Genomic DNA, 21,182 nt, shown 5'->3' on the forward strand with positions numbered 1-21,182 from the left:
ACAAGGCGTTTTACTCAACGGTGGTCTTTTTAAATTAAAAGATGCACCATTATTGGAGTGTAAAAATGGCAAAGAAGATTATTGGCTTTATTAAGCTACAAATCCCAGCCGGTAAAGCGAATCCATCGCCACCAGTTGGTCCTGCGTTAGGTCAACGCGGTTTGAACATCATGGAATTCTGTAAAGCGTTCAATGCTCAAACACAAAGCATGGAACCAGGTTTACCAATCCCAGTAGTGATCACAGCATTTGCAGACAAGAGCTTCACATTCGTGATGAAGACTCCTCCAGCAACAGTTTTGATTAAAAAAGCTGCTAAGTTGGAAAAAGGTTCTCCACGTCCACATACAGACAAGGTTGGCAAAATTACTCGCGCTCAAGCTGAGGAAATTGCTAAGGCAAAAATGCCTGACCTAACAGCAGCCGATATGGATGCAGCTGTTCGCACAATCGCTGGTAGCGCCCGCTCTATGGGTATCACTGTGGAAGGACTCTAATCATGGCTAAAGTTTCTAAACGCGTAGCTGCTTTTCAAGCAAAAGTAGATCGTAATAAGTTTTACCCTATTGATGAGGCATTGAGCCTTGTTAAAGAATTTGCAACAGCTAAGTTCGATGAGTCTATCGACGTTGCTGTTCAACTTGGTATTGATGCTAAAAAATCTGACCAAGTGGTTCGTGGTTCAGTTGTATTGCCTGAAGGTACTGGTAAGTCAGTACGTGTAGCGGTTTTTGCTCAAGGTGAAAAAGCTGAACAAGCTAAAGCCGCTGGTGCAGAAATTGTTGGCATGGAAGATTTGGCTGACCAAATCAAAGGCGGCAAAATTGATTTTGATATTTTGATCGCATCACCAGACGCAATGCGTATCGTTGGTACATTGGGTCAGATCTTGGGACCAAGAGGCTTGATGCCTAACCCGAAGGTTGGCACAGTGAGCCCAGACGTTGCTGGTGCAGTTAAAAATGCCAAAGCAGGTCAAGTTCAATTCCGTGTAGACAAAGCCGGTATCGTTCACGCAACAATCGGTCGTCGTTCATTTGAACCAGGCGCATTGAAAAACAACTTAGTAGCTTTGTTGGACGCTTTAACAAAAGCAAAGCCAGCCGCTAGTAAGGGTATTTATTTGAGAAAAGTTGCCGTCAGCAGCACCATGGGTGCTGGTGTGCGCGTTGACCAAAACTCATTGGCTGCTTAATTAGCAGCTAACAAAAGAACTTTGGGTCAAGCAGAGGGCAACCTTTGCTTGAACATCAAAGACCGTTGGTGAGTTAGAGATAACTCTTAATACTAGAAATAGTGCCAGCGCAGATGGCGATCCTGAAAAGATTTCGCCTGTGTGCAACCCCTAACTGGTAACGGTTAGGTTAATAGGAGTTAAACAGTGCCTTTAAATATGGAAGACAAAAAGGCGGTCGTGGCCGAGGTAAGTGCAGAAGTTGCACAAGCTCAAACCATGGTGCTAGCTGAATACCGCGGTATTCCAGTGGGCGAACTGACTTCTCTACGAGCTCAAGCTCGTGCAAATGGTGTTTACCTTCGCGTTATGAAGAACACCTTGGCACGTCGCGCTGTTCAAGGAACGTCGTTCGAATCATTGGCCGGTGAAATGGCTGGTCCGCTTATTTACGGTATCTCCGCAGACCCAGTTGCGTCAGCAAAAGTTTTAAACGACTTTTCAAAGACGCAAGCAGCTTTAGTGATCAAAGCGGGTTCATATAACGGCAAGGTAATGGATGCAGCAGCTGTAAAAGCGTTGGCATCTATTCCAGGCCGCAATGAACTTATCGCAATGTTACTTGGCGTTATGCAGGCCCCAGTTTCTGGTGCGGCTCGCGTATTGGCAGCGGTTGCAGAAAAGAAAGCTAAAGAAGCTGCGTAATAGCAGTCTCACTTTAATTAACTAAAGAAATTTGAATTAGGAGTTTTAAAAATGGCAGTTACTAAAGACGACATTCTAGAAGCCGTTGGCAATATGTCTGTAATGGACTTGAACGATCTAGTTAAAGCATTTGAAGAAAAATTTGGTGTATCAGCAGCTGCAATGGCTGTTGCTGCTCCTGGTGCAGGTGGTGGTGCTGGTGCCGCTGCTGCTGAGCAAACAGAGTTCACAGTTGTGTTGGCTGAAGCTGGCGCAAACAAAGTGAGCGTGATTAAAGCTGTTCGCGAAATCACTGGTCTTGGCTTGAAAGAAGCTAAAGACTTAGTTGATGGCGCACCAAAACCAGTTAAAGAAGGTGTTGATAAAGCATCTGCTGAAGACGCTAAGAAGAAGCTTGAAGAAGCTGGCGCTAAGGTCGAACTTAAGTAATTGGTTTGATAGGGCAGCGATGCTGCCCGGTTTGCTTAGAAGGCAAACCAGATATTAAAAAAGTTTGGTATCTGGTTTGCCTTCTGATACGACTGCAGAAGGCAAGTTTGGTCGGGTTGTGCACACGCACACCGTCAGCCATGATTGGTAGAGGCCAATCACCAAATCTCTGCTCAGTCGCTTAAATTCGGAGATGACATGGCTTATAGTTTCACCGAACGCAAGCGTATCCGTAAAAGCTTCGCTAAGCGCCCTAATAATCATCAAGTACCTTACTTGTTGACAACGCAACTTGAGTCTTATGCAAAATTTTTGCAAGAATCAAGAGGCCCTGCTGATCGTTTAAATGAAGGCTTGCAATCTGCATTCACTTCAATATTCCCTATCGTATCGAACAATGGTTTCGCTCGTATGGAATTCGTTCAGTACAACCTTTCAACCCCACCGTTTGACGTTAAAGAATGTCAACAACGTGGTTTGACATTCCATTCTGCCTTGCGCGCTAAAGTTCGCTTGATCATCAATGATCGCGAAGCGCCAACCAAGGTCAAAGAAGTGAAAGAGCAAGAAGTCTACATGGGTGAAATTCCTTTGATGACAGATACAGGCTCATTCGTGATCAATGGTACAGAGCGTGTGATTGTTTCTCAGTTACACCGTTCACCAGGCGTGTTCTTTGAACACGACAAGGGCAAAACTCACAGCTCAGGAAAATTATTGTTCTCCGCTCGCGTGATTCCTTACCGTGGTTCATGGTTAGATTTCGAGTTTGATCCAAAAGATATTTTGTATTTCCGTATTGACCGTCGTCGCAAGATGCCAGTGACTATTTTGCTTAAAGCCATCGGCATGAACGATGAGCAAATTTTGGAAAACTTCTTCGGCTTTGATAACTTCAAGCTACAAGCTGCTGGCGCACAAATGAACTTTGTTGCTGAGCGCTTAAAAGGTGAAGTTGCACGATTTGACATCACAGATAAAGCTGGCAATGTTGTTATTGCAAAAGATAAGCGCATCAATGCTAAAAACATTCGCGATCTTGAAGCAGCTAAAACAACAACCATCAATGTTCCTGATGATTATTTGATTGGCCGCGTTGTTGCTAAAAACATCGTTGATGGTGACACGGGTGAAGTTCTTGCAACAGCTAACGAAGAAATCACTGAAACTCTTTTGGCTAACTTAAGAGAAGCTGGCGTTAAAGAGTTACAAACAATTTACACCAACGACCTAGATCAAGGTTCATTCATTTCGCAAACATTGCGCATTGATGAAACAGCTGATCAGATGGCTGCACGTATTGCGATTTATCGCATGATGCGTCCTGGTGAGCCTCCAACAGAAGATGCTGTTGAAGCTTTGTTCCAAAGATTGTTCTACAACGAAGATACCTATGATCTTTCACGCGTAGGTCGCATGAAAGTAAACAGTCGTTTAAATCGTCCAGTGATGGAAGGTTTGATGGTTCTTTCAAACGAAGATATCTTGGACACAATCAAGTTATTGGTTGACTTAAGAAACGGTAAAGGCGAAGTAGACGACATCGATCACTTGGGTAATCGTCGTGTGCGTTGCGTTGGCGAATTGGCAGAAAATCAATTCCGTGCCGGTTTGTCACGTGTAGAGCGTGCAGTTAAAGAGCGTTTGGGTCAAGCTGAAACAGAAAACTTGATGCCTCATGACTTGATTAACAGCAAGCCAATTTCTTCAGCAATTCGTGAGTTCTTCGGTTCTTCACAATTGTCACAGTTTATGGATCAAACGAACCCATTGTCAGAAATCACGCACAAGCGTCGTATTTCAGCATTGGGCCCTGGTGGTTTGACACGTGAGCGCGCAGGTTTCGAAGTTCGCGACGTTCATCCAACACACTATGGTCGTGTATGTCCGATTGAAACTCCAGAGGGTCCAAACATTGGTTTGATCAACTCTTTGGCTTTGTTTGCTCGTTTGAATGAGCATGGTTTCTTGGAAACACCATACCGTAAAGTTGTTAATAGCAAGGTAACTGATCAAGTTGATTATTTGTCAGCTATTGAAGAAGCTAAATATGTGATTGCTCAGGCAAACGCATCAATTGATAAGTCAGGCAAATTAACGGATGAATTAGTTTCATCACGTGAAGCTGGCGAAACAATGATGGTGAGCCCAGAGCGCATTCAGTACATTGACGTGGCACCAAGCCAGATCGTTTCTGCTGCTGCATCACTCGTTCCATTCTTAGAGCACGACGATGCTAACCGCGCCTTGATGGGTGCGAACATGCAACGTCAGGCGGTACCATGCTTGCGCGCAACAAAGCCTTTGGTAGGAACAGGCTTAGAGCGCACAGTGGCTGTTGACTCAGGTACTGTGGTAATGGCAACTCGTGGTGGTAAGGTTGATTACGCTGATGCTAACCGTATCGTGATTCGTGTGAATGACGAAGAAACTGCGGCCGGCGAAGTGGGTGTTGATATTTACAACCTCATCAAGTACACACGTTCAAACCAAAACACAAACATCAATCAGCGCCCAATCGTTAAGGTGGGTGACATCGTTGATCGCGGCGACGTGATTGCGGATGGCGCATCAACTGATTTGGGTGAGTTGGCTTTGGGTCAAAACATGGTGGTTGCATTTATGCCATGGAACGGCTACAACTTCGAAGACTCAATTTTGATCTCTGAAAAAGTTGTTGCAGATGATCGCTACACATCAATTCACATCGAAGAATTATCTGTAGTTGCTCGAGATACAAAACTAGGCCCTGAAGAAATCACACGCGATATCTCAAACTTGGCTGAAACACAGTTAAGCCGTTTGGATGACAGCGGTATCACTTACATTGGTGCTGAAGTTGAAGCTGGTGACGTATTGGTTGGTAAGGTAACGCCAAAAGGCGAAACACAGCTGACCCCAGAAGAAAAACTTTTGCGCGCCATTTTCGGTGAAAAAGCTTCGGATGTTAAAGACACTTCATTGCGCGTACCTTCAGGTATGACAGGCACAGTGATTGACGTTCAGGTGTTTACACGCGAAGGTATTGAGCGTGATGCACGTGCGCAAGCAATTATTGACGAAGAGCTTAAGCGTTATCGCTTGGACTTGAACGATCAGTTGCGCATTGTTGAAGGTGACGCATTCAGCCGTTTAGAAAAACTATTGTTGAACAAAGTAGCTAATGGCGGACCTAAGAAGTTAGCTAAAGGCACAAAGATTGCTAAAGATTACTTAGCGGATCTTGAGAAATATCATTGGTTTGATATTCGCCCTGCTGATGAAGATGTTGCTGCTCAATTAGAAGCTATTAAAGAAGCTATTGAAGCTAAACGCACACAGTTCGATCAAGACTTTGAAGAGAAGCGCAAGAAGTTGACTCAGGGTGATGAGTTGGCTCCTGGTGTTATCAAGATGGTCAAGGTTTACTTGGCGGTTAAACGCCGCTTGCAACCTGGTGACAAGATGGCTGGTCGTCACGGTAACAAGGGTGTGGTATCAAAGATCACTCCAGTAGAAGACATGCCTTACATGGCTGATGGCTCACCTGTTGATATCGTGTTGAACCCATTGGGCGTTCCATCACGTATGAACGTTGGACAGATCCTTGAGGTTCACTTAGGATGGGCTGCGCTGGGTATTGGTAAGCGCATTCAAGAAATGCTAAAAGCTCAAGCTAAAGCAGAGCAATTGCGCAAGTTCTTGAAGCAGCTATACAACGAAACTGGTCGTGTAGAAGATTTAGATAGCTTTACGGATGAGCAAATCTTTGAGTTAGCAAATAACTTGAGAGATGGCGCTCCATTTGCAACACCAGTCTTTGATGGTGCAACAGAAGGTGAAATTGCCAAGATGTTAGAAATGGCATACCCAGAAGAAGTTGCAAAAAATCTATCAATGACACCTTCACGTCAACAAATCACTTTGTTTGACGGAAGAACAGGTGAAGCGTTTGAAAGATCTGTAACAGTTGGTGTGATGCACGTCTTGAAACTTCACCACTTGGTGGATGACAAGATGCACGCTCGTTCTACAGGCCCTTACTCATTAGTAACGCAGCAGCCATTGGGCGGTAAAGCTCAATTCGGTGGCCAGCGTTTCGGTGAGATGGAAGTTTGGGCTTTGGAAGCCTACGGCGCATCTTATGTGTTGCAGGAAATGCTCACAGTTAAGTCAGATGACGTTAACGGTAGAACCAAAGTTTACGAAAACATCGTCAAGGGTGAGCACAGCATTGATGCTGGCATGCCTGAGTCCTTTAACGTGCTGGTAAAAGAAATCCGCTCGTTAGGTATCGATATCGACATGGAGCGCAGCTAATATGAAAGCATTGCTAGATCTATTTAAGCAGACGCATGGCGAAGAGCAGTTTGACGCCATTAAGATTGGTTTAGCTTCACCAGAAAAGATCCGTTCTTGGTCTTTTGGTGAAGTTCGTAAACCAGAAACAATTAACTACCGTACTTTCAAGCCTGAGCGCGATGGTCTTTTCTGTGCCAAGATTTTTGGCCCAATCAAAGATTACGAATGCTTATGCGGTAAGTACAAGCGCCTCAAGTATCGCGGTGTGATTTGCGAGAAGTGCGGCGTTGAAGTGACATTGGCCAAAGTGCGTCGTGAGCGCATGGGTCATATTGAATTAGCGGCTCCTGTCGCGCACATTTGGTTCTTGAAATCATTGCCTTCTCGTTTGGGCATGGTTTTGGATATGACATTGCGTGATATCGAGCGCGTTTTGTACTTCGAAGCATATGTGATTGTTGACGCAGGTTTAACACCTGAAGGCGCCATGCGCCGTGGTCAAATCATGTCTGAAGACGAGTATTACGCCAAGTTAGAAGAGTTTGGTGACGGTGCTTTCACAGCCATCATGGGTGCTGAGGGTGTTCGTGAGTTACTACGCTCTATCGACATCGATCGTGAAGTTGAAGTGTTGCGTGCCGATTTGAAAGCAACTGGCAGCGAAGCAAAAATTAAGAAGTTTGCTAAGCGTCTAAAAGTACTTGAGGCATTCCAGCGCTCTGGTATCAAGCCTGACTGGATGATCTTGGAAGTGTTGCCAGTATTGCCGCCTGAATTGCGCCCATTGGTGCCATTGGATGGCGGTCGCTTTGCAACATCTGACTTGAACGATTTGTATCGTCGCGTGATCAACCGTAACAACCGCTTGAAGCGTTTGTTGGAGTTGCGCGCGCCAGAAATCATCGTGCGTAACGAAAAGCGCATGCTACAAGAAGCAGTGGATTCACTACTGGATAACGGTCGTCGCGGTAAAGCAATGACCGGTGCCAATAAGCGCCCATTGAAATCTTTGGCAGAGATGATCAAAGGTAAGGGCGGTCGTTTCCGTCAAAACTTGTTAGGTAAGCGTGTTGACTACTCTGGTCGTTCAGTGATCGTGGTTGGTCCAACACTTAAGTTACATCAGTGCGGTTTGCCAAAATTGATGGCCCTTGAATTATTCAAGCCATTCATTTTTAACAAACTAGAAACATTGGGCATTGCTACAACAATCAAAGCTGCTAAGAAAGAAGTAGAAAACCAAACGCCAATCGTTTGGGACATCTTAGAAGAAGTGATTCGCGAGCATCCGGTGATGTTGAACCGTGCGCCAACATTGCACCGCTTAGGTATTCAGGCGTTTGAGCCAATGTTGATCGAAGGCAAAGCTATTCAGTTACACCCACTCGTTTGCGCGGCATTCAACGCCGACTTCGACGGTGACCAAATGGCTGTTCACGTTCCATTGTCTTTGGAAGCGCAGATGGAGGCTCGCACATTGATGTTGGCTTCAAACAATATCTTGTTCCCAGCCAACGGTGAACCTTCAATTGTTCCATCTCAAGATATCGTTTTGGGCTTGTACTACACAACACGCGAGGCAATTAATGCCAAGGGTGAAGGTATGACATTTGCCGATATCAGCGAAGTGATTCGTGCTTATGAAAATAAGCAAGTTGAGTTGGCCACACGCATTGCAGTTCGTATCACTGAATATGATTTAGTTGATAAAGAGGCAGAAGGCGATGCACGCTTTGCTAAGAAAGTGACATTGCGTCACACAACAGTGGGTCGTGCCATGTTGTCAGAGATCTTGCCTAAGGGCATGTCATTTGACAGCATCAATAAAGCGCTGAAGAAGAAAGAAATTTCTCGCTTGATTAACTTGTCATTCCGTCGTTGCGGCTTGAGAGAAACGGTTATTTTTGCTGACAAACTATTGCAGTCTGGTTTCCGTTTGGCAACACGCGCTGGTATCTCAATTGCGATTGACGACATGTTGATTCCTGCTCAGAAGGAAACAATTATTGCTGAAGCTGCTGGCAAAGTTAAGGAGTATGACAAGCAGTTTATGTCAGGCTTGGTAACTAACCAAGAGCGTTACAACAACGTGGTTGATATTTGGGGTGCTGCTGGTGATCAGGTCGGTAAGGCCATGATGGAGCAGTTGTCTCAAGAAAACGTTGTGGATCGTCACGGTAAAACAGTTAAGCAAGAATCTTTCAACGCTATTTACATGATGGCTGACTCTGGTGCGCGTGGTTCTGCTGCTCAGATTCGTCAGTTGGCTGGTATGCGTGGTTTGATGGCTAAGCCTGACGGCTCAATCATTGAAACACCAATTACTGCTAACTTCCGTGAAGGTTTGAACGTTCTTCAGTACTTCATCTCAACACACGGTGCTCGTAAAGGTTTGGCTGACACGGCTTTGAAGACAGCTAACTCTGGTTACTTGACTCGTCGTTTGGTGGACGTAACTCAAGACTTGGTAGTTCTTGATGATGATTGCGGCACAACCAATGGCGTTTCAATGAAGGCCTTGGTTGAGGGTGGCGAGGTTATTGAGCCATTGAGCGATCGTATCTTGGGTCGAGTGTGTATCGGTGATGTTGTTAATCCAGACACACAAGAAACCATCATCGTTGACGGCACCATGTTGACTGAAGATGACGTTGAGTTAATTGACTCATTGGGCATCGATGAAGTGAAGGTTCGTACGCCATTGTCATGTGCAACACGTTTTGGTTTGTGCGCGAAGTGCTATGGCCGTGACTTAGGTCGTGGCACGATGGTGAACTCTGGTGAGGCAGTTGGTGTGATTGCTGCTCAATCAATTGGTGAGCCAGGTACGCAGTTAACAATGCGTACATTCCACATCGGTGGTGCTGCATCACGTGCTGCTGTTGCGAATAACGTTGAAGCAAAATCAAACGGTATTTTGCGCTTCACGCCAACAATGCGTTTTGTAACAAATGCCAAAGGTGAGCAAATTGTTATTTCACGTTCAGGCGAAGCGTTGATCACTGATGACAACAGTCGTGAGCGCGAGCGTCACAAGGTTCCATACGGTGCAACATTGACGCTTAAAGAAGGTGCCACCATCAAGGCTGGCGCAACTTTGGCAACATGGGATCCGTTGACTCGTCCAATCATTACTGAGTACTCAGGCGTGGTTCGTTTTGAAAACGTTGAAGAAGGTGTAACAGTTGCTAAGCAGGTTGACGAAGTGACTGGCTTGTCTACATTGGTTGTTATTGATGGTAAGCGTCGTAGTGCGGCATCAAAGGGTGTTCGCCCAATGATTCGTTTGTATGATGCTGCCGGTGCAGAGGTTCTTATCTCTGGTACAGATCACCCAGTAACCATTGGCTTGCAAGTGGGCGCCTTGATCACCGTTAAAGATGGTCAAACAGTGCACGTTGGTGAAGTATTGGCGCGTATTCCAATCGAAGCGCAAAAAACACGAGACATCACAGGTGGTTTGCCACGTGTGGCAGAACTATTCGAAGCTCGTTCACCAAAAGATGCAGCGATCTTGGCGAAAGTTACAGGAACTGTTTCCTTCGGTAAAGAAACAAAAGGTAAGCAACGTCTGGTCATCACTGATATGGACGGCGAATCTCATGAGTTCTTGATCCCTAAAGAGAAACAAATCTTGGTTCACGATGGTCAAGTTGTGAACAAAGGTGAAATGATTGTTGAGGGTCCTGCTGATCCACACGATATTCTTCGCTTGAAGGGTATTGAAGAGTTGGCAACCTACATCGTTGATGAAGTTCAAGACGTTTATCGTTTGCAAGGCGTGAAGATTAACGACAAGCACATTGAAGTGATTGTTCGTCAAATGTTACGTCGCGTTCAAATCACCGACGCAGCCGATACGAAATTCATCACTGGTGAACAAGTTGAAAGATCAGACATGTTGGATGAAAACGACCGCATGATTGCGGATGGTAAGCGTCCAGCAATGTATGACAACGTTCTATTGGGTATTACAAAAGCATCATTGTCTACAGACAGCTTCATCTCTGCTGCTTCCTTCCAGGAAACAACCAGAGTTCTTACTGAAGCCGCCATCATGGGCAAAGTCGACACGCTTCGTGGTCTCAAAGAAAACGTCATCATTGGTCGTCTCATCCCTGCCGGTACCGGTTTGGCCTACCGTCGCGCACGTAAAGTTCGCGAACAGTTGGACCGTGAACGTGCAGAAATGATCGCTGCTGAGGAAGCTAAATCCGAAGAAATCGTGGATTTAGAGCCTACAGGAGAGGCTGAATAAGGCCAAAAAGGACAAAATAGACCTAAAAAGTCAGCTTTTGCCGTCTTGACGGCAGGAGCTGACCGGTCTAGAATGTCGAGTTCTTCGCAAACCGCAGAATTTTCTGCTTTGAAAGTAAGTTATGCCAACAATTAATCAATTACTTAGAAGTCCCCGTACTTCTGAGGTCGTAAAAAGTAAGAGCCCTGCGCTTGAGAACTGTCCTCAGCGCCGTGGCGTATGTACTCGCGTATATACAACTACTCCAAAAAAGCCTAACTCGGCTTTGCGTAAAGTAGCCAAAGTACGCTTGACTAATGGATTTGAAGTGATTTCCTACATTGGTGGTGAAGGCCACAATTTGCAGGAACACTCAGTGGTTCTTATCCGCGGTGGTCGTGTGAAAGACTTGCCAGGTGTGCGTTATCACATCGTGCGTGGTTCACTTGACTTGCAAGGCGTTAAAGACCGTAAGCAATCTCGCTCCAAATATGGTGCGAAGCGCGCTAAGAAAGCTTAATAGCTTTTTTACGCAAGTAGCGAGCTCAATAAGAGCTTGCTAAGTAAGTGGTTACTTCGGATCAATTGTGATCTAGTTGAGTAACTTTGAGGAATGGTCCTCTAACTGAATAAAATTAGGAGTTGTAATGCCGCGTCGTCGCGAAGTACCCAAGCGTGAAATTCTTCCGGATCCAAAATTTGGAAACGTTGAAGTTGCTAAATTCATGAACGTTTTGATGTTGGATGGTAAAAAATCCGTTGCAGAACGTATCGTTTATGGCGCTTTCGAGCACATCGAAAAGAAAGCCAACAAAGAACCCCTAGAAGTATTTTCAATCGCCATGGGCAACGTTAAGCCTGTGGTTGAGGTGAAGAGCCGTCGTGTTGGTGGTGCAAACTACCAGGTGCCTGTTGAGGTTCGTCCATCACGTCGTTTGGCTTTAGCTATGCGTTGGTTGCGTGAAGCAGCTAAGAAGCGTGGCGAAAAATCAATGGCTCAACGTCTTGCTAATGAATTGATCGAAGCGTCTGAAGGACGTGGCGGTGCGATGAAGAAGCGTGATGAAGTTCACCGTATGGCAGAAGCTAACAAAGCTTTCTCTCATTTCCGTTTCTAACAGCTCAGAAAAGACGAGGATAAAGTGGCACGTAAAACCCCTATTGAGCGTTATCGTAATATTGGTATTTCTGCGCACATTGACGCAGGAAAAACGACAACAACAGAACGTATTTTGTTTTACACCGGCGTTAATCACAAGATTGGCGAAGTGCATGATGGCGCAGCTACCATGGACTGGATGGAGCAAGAGCAAGAGCGTGGTATCACCATTACTTCAGCGGCTACAACTGCCTTCTGGAAAGGTATGGCTGGTAACTATCCAGAGCACCGCGTTAACATCATTGACACACCGGGTCACGTAGACTTCACCATTGAAGTTGAGCGCTCAATGCGCGTGTTGGACGGTGCTTGCATGGTTTACTGTGCTGTGGGTGGTGTTCAGCCACAATCAGAAACAGTATGGCGCCAAGCAAACAAATATAAAGTTCCTCGTTTAGCGTTTGTGAACAAGATGGACCGTACAGGTGCCAACTTCTTCAAGGTTTACGATCAAATGCGTCTGCGTTTGAAAGCAAACCCAATTCCAGTTCAGATTCCTATCGGTGCAGAAGAAAACTTCAAAGGTGTTGTTGACCTAGTGAAGATGAAAGCTATCTTCTGGGATGAGGCATCACAAGGTACTAAGTTCACGTACGAAGATATTCCTGCAGAATTGCAAGCCAGTGCTGAAGAGTGGCGCGAGAAAATGGTTGAGGCTGCTGCTGAGTCATCAGAAGATTTGATGAACAAATATTTGGGCGGCGAAGCTTTAACTGAAGAAGAAATCAAAGCAGCATTGCGTGTTCGTACGATTGCCAGCGAAATTGTTCCAATGATGTGCGGTACTGCATTTAAGAACAAAGGCGTTCAAGCAATGTTGGACGCTGTGATCGATTACATGCCTTCACCAATCGACATTCCACCAGTGACAGGCGAATTAGAAGACGGTACACAGGGCGAGCGCAGAGCTGCTGATGATGAGAAGTTCTCAGCGTTGGCATTCAAGATCATGACAGACCCATTCGTTGGTCAGTTAATTTTCTTCCGCGTTTATTCTGGTGTTATCAAATCAGGCGACACTGTTTACAACCCGATCAAAGGTAAGAAAGAGCGTCTAGGTCGTATTCTTCAGATGCACGCTAACCAACGTGAAGAAATTAAAGAAGTTCATGCTGGCGATATCGCTGCTGCGGTTGGTTTGAAAGAAGCAACCACAGGTGAAACTCTATGTGATCCAGACAGCGTGATTGTTTTGGAGCGCATGGTGTTCCCTGAGCCAGTGATTTCTCAAGCCGTTGAGCCAAAGACAAAGGCTGACCAAGAGAAGATGGGCTTGGCATTGAATCGTTTAGCACAAGAAGATCCTTCATTCCGCGTTAAGACTGACGAAGAATCTGGCCAAACAATTATTTCCGGTATGGGTGAGTTGCACTTGGAAATTTTGGTTGACCGTATGAAGCGTGAGTTTGGTGTTGAGGCAACTGTTGGTAAGCCACAGGTTGCATACCGCGAAACAATCCGCAAAGTTTGCGAAGAAGTTGAAGGTAAGTTTGTTAAGCAGTCTGGTGGTCGTGGTCAATACGGTCACGTTGTGTTGAAGTTAGAGCCACAAGAACCAGGTAAAGGTTTTGAGTTCGTTGACGCTATCAAGGGTGGTGTAGTTCCTCGTGAATACATTCCAGCGGTTGATAAAGGTATTCAAGAAACATTGAACAATGGTGTGCTAGCTGGTTATCCAGTGGTCGACATCAAAGCAACATTGTTCTTCGGTTCATACCATGACGTTGACTCAAATGAGAATGCTTTCAGAATGGCCGGTTCAATGGCGTTCAAAGAAGGTATGCGCAGAGCTAGCCCAGTATTGTTAGAGCCAATGATGTCTGTTGAAGTGGAAACTCCAGAAGACTTCATGGGTAACGTAATGGGTGACCTATCTTCACGTCGCGGTATTTTGCAAGGTATGGATGACATTCCTGGCGGCGGCAAGATTGTTCGCGCTGAAGTGCCTTTGGCTGAGATGTTTGGTTATTCAACAGGTTTACGTTCATTGACTCAAGGTCGTGCAACATACACCATGGAATTCAAACATTATTCTGAGGCTCCAAAGAACGTGGCTGATGCAGTGATTGCTGCAAAGTCTAAGTAATTTTAATTAACAATTATTTGAATTANNNGAGGCTGAAAAATGGCAAAAGAGAAATTTGAGCGGACAAAACCGCACGTAAACGTAGGCACGATTGGTCACGTTGACCACGGTAAAACAACATTGACTGCAGCGATCGCTACAGTGTTGTCATCAAAGTTTGGTGGCGAAGCAAAAGCTTATGACCAGATTGATGCTGCACCAGAAGAGAAGGCACGCGGTATTACGATTAACACAGCACACGTTGAGTACGAGACAGCAAACCGTCACTACGCACACGTTGACTGTCCAGGTCACGCTGACTACGTTAAGAACATGATCACTGGTGCTGCTCAGATGGACGGCGCTATTTTGGTGGTGTCTGCTGCAGACGGTCCTATGCCACAAACACGTGAGCACATTTTGTTGGCACGCCAGGTTGGTGTTCCATACATCATCGTGTTCATGAACAAGTGCGACATGGTTGATGATGCAGAATTGTTAGAGCTAGTAGAAATGGAAGTTCGTGAACTGTTGTCTAAGTACGACTTCCCAGGCGATGACACACCAATCGTTAAAGGTTCAGCAAAGTTGGCGCTTGAGGGCGACAAGGGTGAGTTGGGTGAAGAGGCCATCATGAAGTTGGCTGAAGCATTGGACACATACATTCCAACACCAGAGCGTGCGATTGATGGCGCGTTCTTGATGCCAGTTGAAGACGTGTTCTCTATTTCTGGTCGCGGTACAGTTGTGACTGGTCGTATTGAGCGCGGTATTGTTAAGGTTGGTGAAGAGATCGAGATCATCGGTATCAAGCCAACATTGAAGACAACATGTACAGGCGTTGAGATGTTCCGTAAGTTGTTAGACCAAGGTCAAGCTGGTGACAACGTGGGTATCTTGTTGCGCGGTACAAAGCGTGAAGAAGTTGAGCGTGGTCAAGTATTGGCTAAGCCAGGTTCTATTACGCCACACACACACTTCACAGCTGAAGTGTATGTATTGAGCAAAGACGAAGGTGGTCGTCACACACCATTCTTCAACAACTATCGTCCACAGTTTTACTTCCGTACAACGGACGTAACAGGTTCTATCGAATTGCCGAAAGACAAAGAGATGGTGATGCCTGGTGATAACGTGACAATTACAGTGAAGTTGATCGCTCCGATCGCGATGGAAGAAGGTCTCCGTTTTGCGATCCGTGAAGGTGGCCGTACTGTAGGCGCCGGTGTTGTTGCTAAAGTTTTAGAATAATTNNNAGTTTTGCAGAAAACGGTGACGTGAATGTTGCACGTCACCGCGCTCTTTAGTTATATCGCGACAACATCGTACTGCTCTTTAGGATAAAAAATGCAAAATCAGAAAATTCGTATCAGATTAAAAGCTTTTGACTATCGTTTGATCGATCAGTCAGCTGCTGAAATCGTAGACACAGCCAAGCGCACTGGTGCGGTTGTTAAGGGTCCAGTACCTTTGCCAACACGTATTGAGCGTTTTGACATTCTTCGTTCACCACACGTTAACAAGACTTCACGTGATCAATTAGAGATTCGCACGCATTTGCGCTTGATGGATATCGTTGATCCTACTGAAAAAACTGTTGATGCGTTGATGAAGTTGGATCTTCCAGCTGGTGTAGACGTAGAAATTAAGCTTCAGTAAGCAAAAAAGGCTATTGCGGGGCCCAAAAAAAGGCGCTACAATAGTCGGCTTTCCAGAAATATCTGGAAAAAGCAGTAAAAAAGTATTATTTATAAATTTCCGCTGACCAATCGTAGTCGGCATTGGAGTAATGATATGAGCCTAGGCTTAATCGGCCGTAAGGTCGGCATGACCCGCCTCTTCACAGAAGAGGGTGATGCTGTGCCGGTCACAGTTATCGACGTAAGCGATAACCGCATTGCGCAAGTTAAAACCGAGGAAACTGACGGCTACACAGCTGTACAGTTGGCATTTGGAACTCGCCGTGCTTCACGCGTTGTAAAACCTCAAGCTGGTCACTATGCAAAAGCAGGCGTATTAGCGGGTGGCGCACTAAATGAATTCCGTATTGACGCAGCTAAAGCTGGTGAGCTTAAGGTTGGCGACATTATCGGTCTTGATACATTTGCCGTTGGTCAAAAAGTTGACGTGCAAGGTACCACGATTGGTAAGGGTTACGCCGGTACCATCAAGCGTTATCACTTCGCTTCAGGTCGTGCTTCACACGGTAACTCACGTTCACACAACGTTCCTGGTTCTATTGGTATGGCTCAGGATCCAGGTCGTGTTTTCCCAGGTAAGCGCATGACAGGTCACTTGGGTGACGTGACACGCACAGTTCAAAATCTTGAAGTTGCTCGTATCGATGCAGAACGCAAATTGCTCTTGATCAAAGGCGCAGTTCCAGGTTCTCGCGGCGGCAAAGTCATCATCACACCAGCAGTTAAAACTGCTGCTGCTAAATAAGGAGCCCGCACATGGAATTAAAGCTCCTACAAGCTGACGGAAAACTGGGCGCAGGCGTTTCTGCTTCACCAGAAGTTTTCGAGCGTGAATATAACGAAGCATTGATTCACCAGATCGTTGTTGCTTATCAAGCCAACGCTCGCAGTGGTAATCGTGCTCAAAAAGACCGTGAACAAGTTAAACATACAACGAAGAAGCCATGGCGCCAAAAAGGCACAGGCCGCGCTCGTGCTGGTATGTCATCTTCACCATTGTGGCGCGGGGGTGGTCGTATATTCCCTAACTCACCTGAAGAAAACTTTTCACACAAAGTTAACAAGAAGATGTATCGCGCAGGTATGCGTTCAATCTTGTCTCAGTTGGCACGCGAAGGTCGTATCAACATCGTTGAGAGTTTCTCAGTTGATGCGCCTAAGACTAAGTTGTTGGCTGAAAAAGTTAAAGCAATGGGCTTGGAGTCAGTATTGATCATCGCCGACAAGGTAGATGAAAACTTGTACTTGGCTTCACGTAACTTGCATAAAGTTGGCGTAGTTGAAGCGCAGCATGCAGATCCACTTTCATTGATTCACTTCCAAAAAGTGTTGATCTTGAAATCTGCAGTTGCTCAAATTGAGGAGATGCTCAAATGATCACTACACGTAAAAATGATCATCGCTTGATGCAAGTATTGGTTGGCCCAGTGATTTCTGAAAAAGCAACAATGGTTGCGGATAAGAATGAGCAAGTGGTTTTCCAAGTGATGCGCGATGCAAACAAATTAGAAATCAAAGCTGCTGTTGAATTGTTGTTCAAAGTAGAGGTGGAGTCTGTTCAGGTGGTTAATCAAAAAGGTAAAGCAAAGCGCTTTGGCCGTTTTGAGGGTCGCCGCAATCACACCAAGAAGGCTTACGTTTGTTTGAAGCCTGGTCAAGAAATTAATTTTGAAGCGGAGGCAAATTAATCATGCCTTTAATGAAGACTAAACCGACTTCACCTGGACGTCGTTCCATGGTGAAAGTGGTGAATCCAGATTTGCACAAGGGTAAACCTTTTGCAGGTTTGTTAGAGCCACAACATCAAAAATCAGGTCGTAACAATAACGGTCACATCACGACACGCCATAAAGGTGGTGGTCATAAGCATCACTATCGTGTTGTTGACTTTAAGCGTAATGACAAAGATGGTATTCCAGCAAAAATTGAACGCTTAGAATACGATCCAAACCGCACTGCAAACTTAGCTTTATTGCTATTTGCAGATGGTGAGCGCCGCTACATCATTGCTCCTAAAGGTGCAGTGGTTGGTCAGGCAATCATGAGCGGTTCAGAGGCCCCAATCAAAGTTGGTAACAACTTGCCATTGAGAAATATTCCTGTTGGTAGCACGATCCACTGCGTGGAAATGTTGCCAGGTAAAGGTGCTCAAATGGTTCGTACTGCTGGTGGTTCAGCAGTGCTTTTGGCTCGTGAAGGCGTGTACGGTCAAGTGCGTTTGCGCTCTGGCGAAGTACGTCGTGTACACATTGAATGTCGTGCAACGATTGGTGAAGTAGGCAATGAAGAACACAGCCTACGTCAAATCGGTAAAGCTGGTGCAAATCGCTGGCGCGGTATTCGTCCAACAGTTCGCGGTGTTGCAATGAACCCAGTCGATCACCCACATGGTGGTGGTGAAGGTCGTACAGGCGAAGGTCGTGTTCCAGTATCTCCATGGGGCACACCAACGAAGGGTTACAGAACACGTCGCAATAAGCGTACGACAAGCATGATTGCTCAACGTCGTCAAAAGCGCTAATAGAATAAGGAAATAGACATGACGCGCTCAGCTAAAAAAGGCCCATTCTGCGAAGTAACCCTTGTTAAAAAGGTTGAAACTGCAGTAGCCAACAAAGATAAGAAGCCCATCAAGACATGGTCACGCCGTTCGACCATTCTTCCAGACTTCATTGGTCTCACAATTGCCGTCCACAATGGTCGTCAGCATGTACCTGTGTACATCACTGAAAACATGGTTGGACATAAATTAGGTGAGTTTGCCCTAACGCGCACCTTCAAAGGTCACGCGGCAGATAAGAAAGCGAAGAAGTAAGAGGACGATGATGGAATCTAAAGCTATTCACCGCAGCGCCCGCATTTCAGCGCAAAAAACACGTTTGGTCGCTGACCAAATTCGTGGATTGCCAATTGCTCGCGCTCTAAACATTCTCACATTCAGCCCTAAAAAAGCTGCATTCATCATGAAGAAAGTAGTTGAATCTGCTATCGCTAACGCGGAGCACAATTCAGGCGCTGACATTGATGAGTTGAAAGTGAAGACAGTCACTGTTGACAAGGCCACATCGCTCAAGCGTTTTACTGCTCGTGCTAAGGGTCGCGGCAACAAGATTGAAAAACAAACTTGTCACATCACTGTGACTTTGAGCAACTAAGGAAGAGACATGGGTCAGAAAATACATCCAACCGGATTTCGTCTCTCGGTAAGCCGTAACTGGACTTCACGCTGGTACGCTAACAGCACCGACTTTGCAAAAATGTTGCAAGAAGACGTTGAAGTTCGTAGCTACCTTAAGAAGAAGTTGAAAAATGCATCAGTGAGCAAAGTGATCATCGAGCGTCCTGCAAAGAACGCAAAAATCACTATCTATAGCTCACGTCCAGGTGTTGTTATTGGCAAAAAAGGCGAAGACATTGAAGTGCTACGCAAAGAGTTGCAAAAGCGCATGGGTGTTCCAGTTCACGTCAATATCGAAGAAATTCGCAAGCCTGAAGTTGATGCTCAGTTAATCGCTGATTCAATCACACAACAGCTTGAAAAACGTATCATGTTCCGCCGCGCTATGAAGCGTGCAATGCAAAGCGCGATGCGCTTAGGCGCTCAAGGTATCAAGATCATGAGTGCTGGCCGTTTGAACGGTGCTGAAATTGCGCGTACAGAATGGTACCGTGAAGGTCGTGTACCTCTTCATACATTGAAGGCTGATATTGATTACGCAACATCAGAAGCAGAAACAACATACGGCATCATTGGTGTGAAGGTTTGGGTTTACAAAGGTGACACATTGGGTCGCGTAGATGTGAACGCAGTAGCTCCTGCAGCACCTGAAGCAGATCAAGAGAAAAAAACTCGTCGTCCTAGCACACGTGCACCACGTAAAGCCAAGGAAGACGGTGACAAGCCAGCAGCTGATGCTAAGCCAGCGGTAAAACGCGTGCGCAAAGTAACTAAGCCTGCTGAGAAGGCTGGAGAATAATTATGTTGCAACCAAAACGTCGTAAGTACCGCAAGGAACAAAAAGGCCGTAATACTGGTGTTGCCACTCGTGGTAGCAGCGTGTCATTCGGTGACTTTGGTTTGAAAGCAGTTGGTCGTGGTCGATTAACGGCTCGTCAAATTGAGGCTGCACGTCGTGCGATGACTCGTCACATCAAGCGTGGCGGTCGTATTTGGATCCGCATTTTCCCAGACAAGCCAATTTCTCAGAAGCCTGCAGAAGTTCGTATGGGTAACGGTAAAGGTAACCCAGAGTACTACGTAGCTGAAATCCAACCAGGTAAAGTTTTATACGAGATGGATGGTGTTGACGAAGTATTGGCGCGCGAGGCTTTTAGACTTGCTGCCGCTAAGTTGCCAATTCAAACTACATTTGTTGTGCGCCAGCTTGGCGCCTAATTTGGACGGGACAAAATGAAAGCTTCCGATTTGAACGCCAAAGACGTTAAATCTTTAAACCAAGAGCTATCTGAATTGCTCAAGGCCCAATTTAAATTGCGCATGCAAAAGGGCACCCAGCAACTTTCAGATACGAGCCAACTCGGCAAAGTAAAGCGCGACATCGCTCGTGTAAAAACTGTTATTGCCCAGAAAGCGAGCAAATAATGACTGAAACTACAAAAAAATCATTGCGCCGCACCTTGATTGGACGCGTAGTGAGCGACAAAATGCAAAAAACTGTGACTGTATTGGTTGAGCGTCGTGTTAAGCATCCTTTGTATGGCAAATATGTTGCTAAATCAAAGAAATACCATGCTCACGATGAAACAAACCAGTACAAAGACGGTGATACGGTTGAGATTTCAGAGTCAAAGCCAATTTCACGCAGCAAGTCATGGGTTGTGACACGTTTAGTTGAAGCTGCGAAAGCTGCTTAAACAAACAAAAACAGGCTTGCAAGAAGTAATTTAGCCTGTTATAGTAGAGGGCTTTCCAGCGACGTATGCTGGAAAGTAATTGATTCAGAAGTATTAATCCGGGATTTTTGTCGAAAGATTAGAGTCCCTCAACGGAACCAAGACTGATTGCCTATGGCGCTCAAGTTGGGGATAAAAAGATGATTCAAACTGAAAGCAGACTAGAGGTTGCCGATAACACCGGTGCCCGCGAAGTATTGTGCATCAAGGTGCTCGGTGGTTCAAAACGCCGTTACGCCAGCATTGGTGACATTATTAAAGTGACGGTTAAAGACGCCGCTCCGCGTGGTCGTGTTAAAAAAGGTGATATTTATAACGCCGTGGTGGTTCGCACTGCCAAAGGCGTACGTCGTCCAGACGGTTCACTGATCAAATTTGATTCCAATGCGGCTGTTTTGCTTAACGCAAAATTAGAGCCAATTGGTACACGTATTTTCGGGCCAGTAACACGCGAATTGCGTACTGAACGCTTCATGAAAATCGTTTCTCTCGCGCCAGAAGTTATTTAAGGGGTCGAT

22 protein-coding genes are annotated in these 21,182 nt (G+C 45.7%); all 22 read left to right on the top strand.

Annotation, left to right across the window (positions count from 1 at the left end; genetic code table 11):
* Window positions 1-65 precede the first annotated feature (65 nt).
* The 22 genes from rplK (at window position 66) to rplN (ending at window position 21,173) form a co-directional block, all read left to right on the top strand.
* The gene (gene rplK, locus AOC33_RS02320; RefSeq protein WP_089514981.1) at window positions 66-497 is read left to right on the top strand and encodes a 50S ribosomal protein L11; all 432 of its coding nucleotides are present in this window, start codon (window positions 66-68) and stop codon (window positions 495-497) included.
* Between the two features lie 2 nt (window positions 498-499).
* Complete coding sequence (gene rplA / locus AOC33_RS02325) at window positions 500-1,195, top strand: 50S ribosomal protein L1 (protein ID WP_089514982.1); 696 nt, start codon at window positions 500-502, stop codon at window positions 1,193-1,195.
* A gap of 186 nt (window positions 1,196-1,381) precedes the next feature.
* A complete protein-coding gene (gene rplJ, locus AOC33_RS02330; RefSeq protein ID WP_089514983.1) occupies window positions 1,382-1,879 on the top strand; it encodes a 50S ribosomal protein L10 in 498 nt (165 codons plus the stop codon).
* A gap of 51 nt (window positions 1,880-1,930) precedes the next feature.
* On the top strand, window positions 1,931-2,308 hold the full coding sequence (gene rplL, locus AOC33_RS02335) for a 50S ribosomal protein L7/L12 (RefSeq protein WP_089514984.1): 378 nt from the start codon (window positions 1,931-1,933) through the stop codon (window positions 2,306-2,308).
* A 198-nt stretch (window positions 2,309-2,506) separates the two neighbouring features.
* The gene (gene rpoB, locus AOC33_RS02340; RefSeq protein ID WP_089514985.1) at window positions 2,507-6,607 is read left to right on the top strand and encodes a DNA-directed RNA polymerase subunit beta; all 4,101 of its coding nucleotides are present in this window, start codon (window positions 2,507-2,509) and stop codon (window positions 6,605-6,607) included.
* A 1-nt stretch (window position 6,608) separates the two neighbouring features.
* Window positions 6,609-10,847: a DNA-directed RNA polymerase subunit beta' gene (gene rpoC, locus AOC33_RS02345; RefSeq protein ID WP_089514986.1), complete on the top strand. Its 4,239-nt coding sequence runs from the start codon at window positions 6,609-6,611 to the stop codon at window positions 10,845-10,847.
* A gap of 121 nt (window positions 10,848-10,968) precedes the next feature.
* Window positions 10,969-11,346: a 30S ribosomal protein S12 gene (gene rpsL / locus AOC33_RS02350; RefSeq protein ID WP_089514987.1), complete on the top strand. Its 378-nt coding sequence runs from the start codon at window positions 10,969-10,971 to the stop codon at window positions 11,344-11,346.
* Between the two features lie 127 nt (window positions 11,347-11,473).
* Window positions 11,474-11,944 (top strand): 30S ribosomal protein S7, encoded by a 471-nt coding sequence (rpsG, locus tag AOC33_RS02355; RefSeq protein ID WP_089514988.1) that lies wholly within the window; start codon window positions 11,474-11,476, stop codon window positions 11,942-11,944.
* Between the two features lie 24 nt (window positions 11,945-11,968).
* Window positions 11,969-14,071, top strand: a complete 2,103-nt coding sequence (gene fusA / locus AOC33_RS02360) for an elongation factor G (protein WP_089514989.1) — start codon at window positions 11,969-11,971, stop codon at window positions 14,069-14,071.
* 39 nt (window positions 14,072-14,110) lie between these two features.
* Window positions 14,111-15,301 (top strand): elongation factor Tu, encoded by a 1,191-nt coding sequence (gene tuf, locus AOC33_RS02365; RefSeq protein WP_089514978.1) that lies wholly within the window; start codon window positions 14,111-14,113, stop codon window positions 15,299-15,301.
* A 96-nt stretch (window positions 15,302-15,397) separates the two neighbouring features.
* The gene (gene rpsJ / locus AOC33_RS02370; protein WP_011901899.1) at window positions 15,398-15,709 is read left to right on the top strand and encodes a 30S ribosomal protein S10; all 312 of its coding nucleotides are present in this window, start codon (window positions 15,398-15,400) and stop codon (window positions 15,707-15,709) included.
* Window positions 15,710-15,844: 135 nt separating this feature from the next.
* Window positions 15,845-16,495, top strand: a complete 651-nt coding sequence (rplC, locus tag AOC33_RS02375; RefSeq protein ID WP_089514990.1) for a 50S ribosomal protein L3 — start codon at window positions 15,845-15,847, stop codon at window positions 16,493-16,495.
* Window positions 16,496-16,506: 11 nt separating this feature from the next.
* A complete protein-coding gene (gene rplD / locus AOC33_RS02380) occupies window positions 16,507-17,127 on the top strand; it encodes a 50S ribosomal protein L4 (RefSeq protein ID WP_089514991.1) in 621 nt (206 codons plus the stop codon).
* On the top strand, window positions 17,124-17,438 hold the full coding sequence (gene rplW, locus AOC33_RS02385) for a 50S ribosomal protein L23 (RefSeq protein WP_089514992.1): 315 nt from the start codon (window positions 17,124-17,126) through the stop codon (window positions 17,436-17,438). The genes rplD and rplW overlap by 4 nt, the downstream gene beginning before the upstream one ends.
* A 2-nt stretch (window positions 17,439-17,440) precedes the next feature.
* Window positions 17,441-18,271 (top strand): 50S ribosomal protein L2, encoded by an 831-nt coding sequence (rplB, locus tag AOC33_RS02390; RefSeq protein WP_089514993.1) that lies wholly within the window; start codon window positions 17,441-17,443, stop codon window positions 18,269-18,271.
* An 18-nt stretch (window positions 18,272-18,289) separates the two neighbouring features.
* A complete protein-coding gene (rpsS, locus tag AOC33_RS02395) occupies window positions 18,290-18,565 on the top strand; it encodes a 30S ribosomal protein S19 (protein ID WP_088812730.1) in 276 nt (91 codons plus the stop codon).
* 10 nt (window positions 18,566-18,575) lie between these two features.
* Window positions 18,576-18,905, top strand: coding sequence for a 50S ribosomal protein L22 (rplV, locus tag AOC33_RS02400; RefSeq protein WP_089514994.1), 330 nt, complete (start codon window positions 18,576-18,578; stop codon window positions 18,903-18,905).
* Window positions 18,906-18,914: 9 nt separating this feature from the next.
* Window positions 18,915-19,727 carry a 30S ribosomal protein S3 gene (gene rpsC, locus AOC33_RS02405; RefSeq protein ID WP_089514995.1) on the top strand — a complete coding sequence of 271 codons (813 nt, stop codon included), beginning with the start codon at window positions 18,915-18,917 and terminating at the stop codon, window positions 19,725-19,727.
* 2 nt (window positions 19,728-19,729) lie between these two features.
* Window positions 19,730-20,146, top strand: a complete 417-nt coding sequence (gene rplP, locus AOC33_RS02410) for a 50S ribosomal protein L16 (RefSeq protein WP_089514996.1) — start codon at window positions 19,730-19,732, stop codon at window positions 20,144-20,146.
* A 15-nt stretch (window positions 20,147-20,161) separates the two neighbouring features.
* Window positions 20,162-20,353, top strand: a complete 192-nt coding sequence (gene rpmC, locus AOC33_RS02415; protein WP_089514997.1) for a 50S ribosomal protein L29 — start codon at window positions 20,162-20,164, stop codon at window positions 20,351-20,353.
* Window positions 20,353-20,625 carry a 30S ribosomal protein S17 gene (rpsQ, locus tag AOC33_RS02420; RefSeq protein ID WP_089514998.1) on the top strand — a complete coding sequence of 91 codons (273 nt, stop codon included), beginning with the start codon at window positions 20,353-20,355 and terminating at the stop codon, window positions 20,623-20,625. The genes rpmC and rpsQ overlap by 1 nt, the downstream gene beginning before the upstream one ends.
* A gap of 179 nt (window positions 20,626-20,804) precedes the next feature.
* The gene (gene rplN, locus AOC33_RS02425; RefSeq protein WP_088812724.1) at window positions 20,805-21,173 is read left to right on the top strand and encodes a 50S ribosomal protein L14; all 369 of its coding nucleotides are present in this window, start codon (window positions 20,805-20,807) and stop codon (window positions 21,171-21,173) included.
* The last annotated feature ends 9 nt before the right edge of the window (window positions 21,174-21,182 follow it).

This window comes from Polynucleobacter cosmopolitanus (assembly GCF_002224225.1).
GTDB classification, from domain to species: domain Bacteria; phylum Pseudomonadota; class Gammaproteobacteria; order Burkholderiales; family Burkholderiaceae; genus Polynucleobacter; species Polynucleobacter cosmopolitanus.

Coding starts and splice junctions, on each gene's coding strand:
- rplA (WP_089514982.1), top strand. CDS start 500: ATGGCTAAAGTTTCTAAACGCGTAGCTGCTTTTCAAGCAAAAGTAGAT.
- rpmC (WP_089514997.1), top strand. CDS start 20,162: ATGAAAGCTTCCGATTTGAACGCCAAAGACGTTAAATCTTTAAACCAA.
- rplL (WP_089514984.1), top strand. CDS start 1,931: ATGGCAGTTACTAAAGACGACATTCTAGAAGCCGTTGGCAATATGTCT.
- rpoC (WP_089514986.1), top strand. CDS start 6,609: ATGAAAGCATTGCTAGATCTATTTAAGCAGACGCATGGCGAAGAGCAG.
- rpsG (WP_089514988.1), top strand. CDS start 11,474: ATGCCGCGTCGTCGCGAAGTACCCAAGCGTGAAATTCTTCCGGATCCA.
- rplV (WP_089514994.1), top strand. CDS start 18,576: ATGGAATCTAAAGCTATTCACCGCAGCGCCCGCATTTCAGCGCAAAAA.
- rplK (WP_089514981.1), top strand. CDS start 66: ATGGCAAAGAAGATTATTGGCTTTATTAAGCTACAAATCCCAGCCGGT.
- rpoB (WP_089514985.1), top strand. CDS start 2,507: ATGGCTTATAGTTTCACCGAACGCAAGCGTATCCGTAAAAGCTTCGCT.
- rplW (WP_089514992.1), top strand. CDS start 17,124: ATGATCACTACACGTAAAAATGATCATCGCTTGATGCAAGTATTGGTT.
- rpsQ (WP_089514998.1), top strand. CDS start 20,353: ATGACTGAAACTACAAAAAAATCATTGCGCCGCACCTTGATTGGACGC.
- rpsC (WP_089514995.1), top strand. CDS start 18,915: ATGGGTCAGAAAATACATCCAACCGGATTTCGTCTCTCGGTAAGCCGT.
- rpsS (WP_088812730.1), top strand. CDS start 18,290: ATGACGCGCTCAGCTAAAAAAGGCCCATTCTGCGAAGTAACCCTTGTT.
- rpsL (WP_089514987.1), top strand. CDS start 10,969: ATGCCAACAATTAATCAATTACTTAGAAGTCCCCGTACTTCTGAGGTC.
- rplN (WP_088812724.1), top strand. CDS start 20,805: ATGATTCAAACTGAAAGCAGACTAGAGGTTGCCGATAACACCGGTGCC.
- tuf (WP_089514978.1), top strand. CDS start 14,111: ATGGCAAAAGAGAAATTTGAGCGGACAAAACCGCACGTAAACGTAGGC.
- rplC (WP_089514990.1), top strand. CDS start 15,845: ATGAGCCTAGGCTTAATCGGCCGTAAGGTCGGCATGACCCGCCTCTTC.
- rplB (WP_089514993.1), top strand. CDS start 17,441: ATGCCTTTAATGAAGACTAAACCGACTTCACCTGGACGTCGTTCCATG.
- rpsJ (WP_011901899.1), top strand. CDS start 15,398: ATGCAAAATCAGAAAATTCGTATCAGATTAAAAGCTTTTGACTATCGT.
- rplP (WP_089514996.1), top strand. CDS start 19,730: ATGTTGCAACCAAAACGTCGTAAGTACCGCAAGGAACAAAAAGGCCGT.
- rplD (WP_089514991.1), top strand. CDS start 16,507: ATGGAATTAAAGCTCCTACAAGCTGACGGAAAACTGGGCGCAGGCGTT.